The sequence below is a fragment of the Falsiroseomonas oryzae genome, assembly GCF_027856955.1.
GTDB classification, from domain to species: domain Bacteria; phylum Pseudomonadota; class Alphaproteobacteria; order Acetobacterales; family Acetobacteraceae; genus Falsiroseomonas; species Falsiroseomonas oryzae.
The window spans coordinates 1-6,706 of the sequence record NZ_JAPSMD010000301.1 but is presented as its reverse complement, the minus strand read 5'-3'; the positions used below and the strand labels follow the sequence as shown (position 1 = coordinate 6,706).

Annotated in this window: 8 protein-coding genes; 6 read left to right on the top strand and 2 right to left on the bottom strand. The window is 73.4% G+C overall.

Going from position 1 to position 6,706, the window contains the following annotated elements:
* Positions 1-208: hypothetical protein (locus tag OZN99_RS22350; RefSeq protein ID WP_270937466.1), on the top strand; the 208-nt coding region annotated here is incomplete at its 5' end.
* A 197-nt stretch (positions 209-405) separates the two neighbouring features.
* On the opposite strand, the gene OZN99_RS22345 is transcribed toward OZN99_RS22350, so the two are convergent.
* The gene (locus OZN99_RS22345; protein WP_270937465.1) at positions 406-1,155 is read right to left on the bottom strand and encodes a PEP-CTERM sorting domain-containing protein; all 750 of its coding nucleotides are present in this window, start codon (positions 1,153-1,155) and stop codon (positions 406-408) included.
* Positions 1,156-1,359: 204 nt separating this feature from the next.
* On the opposite strand from OZN99_RS22345, the gene OZN99_RS22340 reads away from it, so the two are divergent.
* The 5 genes from OZN99_RS22340 to OZN99_RS22320 all read left to right on the top strand — a co-directional run bounded on the left by OZN99_RS22340 (position 1,360) and on the right by OZN99_RS22320 (position 6,230).
* Positions 1,360-2,340 carry a Bug family tripartite tricarboxylate transporter substrate binding protein gene (locus OZN99_RS22340; protein ID WP_270937464.1) on the top strand — a complete coding sequence of 327 codons (981 nt, stop codon included), beginning with the start codon at positions 1,360-1,362 and terminating at the stop codon, positions 2,338-2,340.
* On the top strand, positions 2,340-3,326 hold the full coding sequence (locus OZN99_RS22335) for a substrate-binding domain-containing protein (RefSeq protein WP_270937463.1): 987 nt from the start codon (positions 2,340-2,342) through the stop codon (positions 3,324-3,326). The genes OZN99_RS22340 and OZN99_RS22335 overlap by 1 nt, the downstream gene beginning before the upstream one ends.
* Before the next feature lie 79 nt (positions 3,327-3,405).
* On the top strand, positions 3,406-4,542 hold the full coding sequence (locus OZN99_RS22330; protein ID WP_270937462.1) for an NHL repeat-containing protein: 1,137 nt from the start codon (positions 3,406-3,408) through the stop codon (positions 4,540-4,542).
* 88 nt (positions 4,543-4,630) lie between these two features.
* A complete protein-coding gene (locus tag OZN99_RS22325; protein WP_270937461.1) occupies positions 4,631-5,599 on the top strand; it encodes a Bug family tripartite tricarboxylate transporter substrate binding protein in 969 nt (322 codons plus the stop codon).
* 13 nt (positions 5,600-5,612) lie between these two features.
* Complete coding sequence (locus OZN99_RS22320; protein WP_270937460.1) at positions 5,613-6,230, top strand: 2-hydroxychromene-2-carboxylate isomerase; 618 nt, start codon at positions 5,613-5,615, stop codon at positions 6,228-6,230.
* Here OZN99_RS22320 and OZN99_RS22315 read toward each other — a convergent pair.
* A partial coding sequence (locus OZN99_RS22315; protein ID WP_270937459.1) for an NAD-binding protein occupies positions 6,212-6,706 on the bottom strand: 495 nt, incomplete at its 5' end. The genes OZN99_RS22320 and OZN99_RS22315 overlap by 19 nt on opposite strands.

The following is a 6,706-nucleotide window of genomic DNA, read 5'->3' as shown; positions in this document are numbered from 1 at the left end:
GCCGCGGCGCTTCTTCCGCCCGCCGCGTCCGCCGGGCCCGCCGGTCCCGCCCTCCGGCCCGACGGACCTGCACGAGCTCGGCTGGCAGGCGCGGCTGGCGCTGGGGCGCGAGGTGCTGGACCAGGCCGCGACCCTGCCGCATCCGCGGCTGCGGGAAGCCGGGATCGGCGCGGCCGTGGAGATCCTGGGCAGCGTCCGGGCCGGATAGGCGGGCGCCCGGAGCGGGGGCGCGACCCGTCCCCGCCCGCCGCCTTGGCACTTTGGCGCTTTGTCCGGATCGGCGCTGTGCGGGGTTCGGACAAATTCGCCGCCCCGCCCCGCGGGTGGGCTCGGGGGGCACGGATTCACGGGTTCAAGGAGCGCGTCCCGCTGCCCGGCGGCATAGGAACATCCTCCTAGGATGCCTCAGCCCGACCGACGCTGTCCAGGGCGTCGCGCGGCGGCGAGGCCCGCCAGGCCAAGCCCGAGCAGCCCGAGCGTCCCGGGCTCCGGCACGGGGTTGGGCCCGGGGCCCGGGCCGGGATCGGTGCTTCGCGCCGCGGCGATGATCACGTCGTCCAGGCCGAACAGGTCCTCCCGGCCGGACAGCAGGGTCAGTGTCACCGAGGTCCAGGTCTCGACCGTGCCCTGCACCCCGAAGAACAGAGCGGAGCCGTTCGCGAGCCCGTCGAGCAGGCCGTCGATCGTCCGCGTGATCGTCCCGCCGGGGCCGGTCAGCGAAAGCTCGATGCCCAGGGTCTCGAACTCGCCGAGATCGGTGGCGAAGAAGCCGAAGGCGCTGATCGGCTGGGCAAAGGCGATGCTGAAGCCGCCCGTCGTGACGTAGCGCGTGCCGGAGATCGGGAAGCGGGCCACCAGGGGATCGACCGTGTCCTCCACCGTGCCGTCGCCCGTGAGCGTGCCGGTGCCGACGGCCGGGAAGGACAGCGCCAGGGGTACGGTCGCGCCGACGGCCACGCTCTCGAAGGTCTCGGTGCCGCTCGTGCCGATGTCCGTCAGGAAGGCGGCGCGCACAGCCTCCGAATTCGGGCGCGAGGTGGCGATGGGATCGGTGCTGGCGAGGTCCTGCCCGAAATAGCTGACGATCGCCGCATGCCCCGACGCCGGGGCGGAAACCAGCAGCGCGAGTGTGCCGGCGGAAAGCTTCCTCCACATGGCCTCGTCTTCCTTTCGTGGTTCCCCGGGGTCTCCATTCCTCAGGCCCGTGCGCGACGCACGATTCTGGCAGCATCGTCCCTCGAAATGAGATTATTTCCTGTATGCGACAATTCGCAACCAGAATATGGGTTCCGGCCCGCCGTTGCGGGCGCCACGCCGCTGCGCCAGTGTCCGCCCGCCCTCCGCCGGGAGACGAGACCGATGCTGACCCGCCGCACCCTCGGCGCGCTTGCCGCCGCCGCGCCGTTCTGCCCCCTGGCCCGGCCTGCCCTCGCCCAGGGTTGGCCGAGCCGGCCCATCACCATCGTCGTCCCCTTCCCGCCCGGCGGATCCAACGACCTGCTGGCGCGGCCGCTGGCGGCGAAGCTGCAGCAGGCACTCGGCAACCACCCCGTTGTGGTCGAGAACCGCGGCGGCGCCGGCGGCACGGTGGGCGCGATGACCGTGGTGCGCGGCCCGGCCGACGGCCACACGCTGATGTGGGGCCATGTCGGCACGCTGGCGGTGAACCCCTGGATCTACCCGAACAACCCCTACGACGTGCTGCGCGACTTCGCGCCGGTGGCGCTGGTGGCCACCCTGCCCTCGGTGCTGGTGGTGCATCCCTCCGTGCCGGCGCGCAGCGCGGAGGAATTCATCGCCCTGGCGAAGGCGCGGCCGGGCACGATGGAATACGGCACCGCCGGCAACGGCGCGGCCAGCCACATCACCATGGCAGCCTTCTGCGACGCGGCGGGGATCGAGCTGGTGCACGTGCCCTATCGCGGCAACGGCCCCATGCTGGCGGACCTGCTGGCCGGCCGGGTGAAGTGCAGCTTCGCCGGCGCGCCCGTCGTGCTGCCCGCGGCGCGCGACAACCGGCTGGTTGCGCTGGGCATCAGCGCGCGCGAGCCTTCCGCCATCATCCCAGGCATCGTGCCGGTGGCCGCCCGCGCCCTGCCGGGCTTCGAGGTGGTGCAGTGGCACGGTCTGGTGGCGCCAGCCGCCACGCCGCCCGAGATCGTCGCGCGGATCAACGCCGCAGTGAACGGGCTGCTGGGCGATGCCGAGATGGCGCAGCGCCTGGCGACGGAAGGCGCGGAGCCCGCGCCGCGCAGCCCCGAGGCGTTCCGCCAGCTGATCGCGGCGGAGCTGGAGCGCTTCCGCGTGCTGATCCAGCGCGCGGGGATCCGGGCGGATTGATGCTGACGCTGACGCTGGCCTGCGGCGAGTACGACCGCACGCGGCCGCTGTTCGACGGGCGCGTGGCGGTGGCGGGCGCCCGGCTCGCCGCGCTGGCGCTGCCTTCGGAGCAGAGCTTCCCGCGCGCCGTCGCGCGCGCGGAATTCGACGTGACGGAGCTGTCCCTGTCGTCGCACATCGTCCAGCTCTCGCGCGGGGAGGCGCAGTACGTCGCGCTGCCGGTCTTCGTGGCGCGGGCCTTCCGGCATGGCTGCATCTACCTGTGCGCCGGGGCCGGCATCGCGGGCCCGAAGGACCTCGATGGACGGTGCGTCGGCATCCCGGAATACGGCATGACGATGGGCCTGTGGCTGCGCGGCATCCTGGCCGACGAGCACGGGGTGGACGTCAATGGCATCGCCTGGCGCACCGCAGGGACCAACGCGCCGGGCCGGAAGGAACGGCTGGCGCTGGAACTGCCGCCGGGGATGGATGTGCGGCCGCTGCCGGACGGCGCGACGCTGAATGCCGCGCTGTTGGCGGGCGAGCTGGACGCCGTGCTCTCCCCCACGCCGCCGGAGGCCTTCGCCGCGGGCGACCCCCGCGTGACGCGGCTGTTCCCCGATCCGCGCGCGGCGGCGATGGCCTTCCACGCGCGCACCGGCTTCTTCCCGATCATGCATGTGATAGGCGTGCGGCGTGACGTGCTGGCGCGCGCGCCGGGCGTCGGGCGGGCGCTGTTCGACGCCTTCGCCGAGGCGCAGCGCGTGGCGGAGGCGGAGTGGGCGGCGAGCCTGGCGAAGAGCTCGCCGGCCACGGTCTTCCCCTTCCTGGCCGAGGAGTGGGACGCGGCGCGCGCGGCCTTCGGCGGCTCGCCCTGGCGGCACGGCGTGGCGGCCAACCGGGCGGAGCTGGCGGCGATCTGCCGCTGGTCGGCGGCGCAGCACCTCGCGCGCCGGGAACTGGCGGTGGAGGAGCTGTTCGACCCGGCGACGCTGGACACGTGACGCCCTTCCGTCCGCGCGCAACCCGAGGCTAGGCTTTTCCCGCGCGGGCTGCCGGGACCCGGCGCAGGGGAAGGAACGCATGATGACAGCTCTCTCCCGGTGGGGGCGTGGCCTGCTGGCCGCGACCGCCGTCCTGGCGCTCTCGGCCGCGCCGGTCCTGGCGCATGACGCGCATGCGCCGGAGGACATCCCGCCCGGCTTCGAGGTGGATCCGCACTGGCCGAAGGCGCTGCCGAACAACTGGATCTTCGGCCAGGTCGCCGGCGTCGCGGTGGACCGCCGCGACCACATCTGGGTCATCCACCGCCCGCGCTCGCTGCAGGAACGCCAGGTGATGGCAGGACGCACGCCGCAGCCGGCGATCTGCTGCGTCGCGGCGCCGCCGGTGCTGGTCTTCGACCAGTCGGGCAACCTGCTGCGGTCCTGGGGCGGTCCGGGCCAGGGCTACGAATGGCCGGAGAGCGAGCACGGCATCTACGTGGATGACGAGGACCATGTCTGGCTGGCCGGCAACGGGCCGCGCGACCACCAGTTGCTGAAATTCACGCTGGACGGCCAGTTCCGCCTGCAGATCGGCCGCGCCGGCGCCTCGACCGGCAGCAACGACACGGCGAACCTGAACCGGCCCGCCGACACGGAAGTGGATGTCCGCACGCGCGAGATCTACGTGGCCGACGGCTACGGCAACCGCCGCATCGTGGTCTACAACATCGATACCGGCGCCTACCTCCGCCACTGGGGCGCCTATGGGGAGCGGCCGCACGACAACCCGCTGCCGGCCTACGACCCGGCGCAGCCCCCCAGCCGCAGCTTCGGCAGCCCGGTGCATTGCGTGCGCCTCACCCGCGACGGGCTGGTCTATGTCTGCGACCGCGTCAACAACCGCGTGCAGGTGTTCCGCCGCGACGGGACCTTCGTGCAGGAATTCTTCGTGGCGCGGGAGACGCGGCTGAACGGCGCGATCGCCGACCTCGTGCCGTCCCGCGACGCGAACCAGCGCTTCCTGTTCACGGTGGACAACACCAACAGCGTGGCGCGCGTGCTGCGCCGGCGCGACGGCGAGGTGCTGTCCACCTTCGGCCGCATGGGCCGCTATGCCGGGCAGTTCATGGTGCCGCACAACGTCGCCGTGGACAGCGGCGGAAACCTCTACATCAGCGAGGTGGACACCGGGCAGCGCGTGCAGCGGTTCCGGCGGGTGGACCAGAACCGGTAGCGCGGTACCGGGCCCGGCAGCCCCGCTTGCGCACCGGGCGCGGCGGGGCCAGCCTCCGGCCGGGTCACGAAACGAGGAGGACACCGCCATGATCACCCGTCGCCGCCTGGCCGCGCTGGCCGGGCTGCCGCTGCTGCCGGCCCCGGTGCTGGGCCAGGGAAGCTGGCCGGACCGCGCGGTCACGCTGGTGGTGCCGTGGGCGGCGGGCGGCTCGACCGACGCGGTGGCGCGCATCCTGGCGCAGCGGCTGTCGCAGGACACCGGGCGCAGCTTCGTCGTGGACAACCGCACCGGCGCCAACGGCACGATCGGCTTCAACAGCGTGGCGCGCGCGCGGCCGGACGGGACGACGCTGCTGGTGAGCACCGTCAGCACCTATGCGATGGCGCCCTGGCTCTACCAGCTGCCCTACGACAACGAGCGCGACTTCGTGGGCATCGGGCTGCTGGCGGCGATGCCGATCATCATGGTGGTGAACCCCGCCTTCCCCGCGCGCAGCGTGCAGGAGTACGTCGAGATCGCGCGGCGCCCGAACAGCCGGCTGACCTACGCCAACTCCGGCACCGGCAGCTCCACCCACCTGGCGACGGAGCTGTTCCTGCAGGAGGCGCGGATCGAAGTGACGGATGTCGGCTACCGCGGCGGCGCCCCGGCGGTGCAGGCCGTGCTGGCGAACGAGACGCCGATGGTGTTCCAGGCGGCGTCGGGCATCCTGCCGCACATCCAGTCCGGCGCGCTGCGGGCGCTCGGCGTCGCCAGCGCGCAGCGCAGCCCGCTGGCGCCGGAGATCCCGACCTTCGCCGAGCAGGGCCTGCCCGGCGTGGTGGTGGAGGAGCACATCGCGCTGCAGGGCCCGGCCGGCCTGCCGGCGGAGATCATCCAGCGCGCCAACCAGGCGGCGAAGGCGGCGATGGAAGCGCCGGAGACGCGCCAGCGCCTGGCCGCGCTGGCGGTGGTGCCGACAGTCGGCACGCCGGAGGCCTGGCCCGAGTATTTCCGCGCCGAGAACGCGAAATGGCGGGACATGATCAGGGCCCGCAACATCCGCGTGCAGTAGGAGCATCGACGCCATGGCCGCCGTGATCGACTACTATGTCTCGCTGAACAGCCCCTGGACGCATCTGGGCGCGCGGCGGATCGAGGCGATCGCGGCGCGCCATGGCGCCACGCTGCGGATCTTCCCGGTGGATTTCCGCAACGTGATCTTCCCGGCCTCCGGCGGCGTGCCGGTGCCGCAGCGCAGCCCGCAGCGCCAGGCCTATCGACTGGCGGAGTTGCGGCGCTGGCGGACGCACCTGGATATCCCGATCGAGCTCTCGCCGACGCACGCGCCCTTCGACGAGGCGCTGGCCGCGCAATGCGTCATCGCGACGCGGGAGTTGACGGGCGAGCGGCAGGCCGTGGCGCTGGCGCACCGCATCCTGAAGGCGCTGTGGGAGGAGGACGACAACCCCGGCGACCGCGAGGTGCTGGCGCGGCTGATCACCGATGTCGGCCTGCAGCCCGCCGCGCTGATCGGCGAGGCCGACCGCGAGGAATGGGTCCGCCAGCGCCGGGAGGACAGTGAGGCCGCGCTGGCCCGCGGCGTCTTCGGCGCGCCGACCTATGCGATCGACGACGAGCTGTTCTGGGGCCAGGATCGGCTGGAGTTCGTGGACCGCGCCCTCGGCTACCTCGCCGCGGGCTGAGCCGCGGGTTCGGCGCCCGCCTGCTCGAGCATGCGCAGCGCGATCTCCCGTTCGCCGAGCACGGTGGAGTTGGCACCGTGCGAGACGAGGTGCGCCACCGCCTCGTCCGAATGGGCGCGCGCCAGGATCTCGAGCCGCGGATTGGCGGCGCGGGCCTGCTCCACGACCTGCCCGGCCTCGAAGGGCTCAGGCAGGGTGCAGAACAGGCGGCGGGCGCCGGGCAGGTTGGCGGCGGCCAGCACCTCGGGGTCGGCGGCGTTGCCGACCACCACCTCGGCGCCGGCGGCGCGGGCCGCATCGGCGGCCTCGTCCTCGTCGCTGATCACCAGCACCGGGCGCCCGGCGGCGATCAGGCCGGGCCCGATCAGCGAGCCGACGCGGCCATAGCCCACCACCACGTCGTGGTCGGTCAGCGCGGTGACGGATGGCGGCTCCGCGGGCTCCGGCGCGGGCGCGGGGGGCGGCGCAGCGGGCGC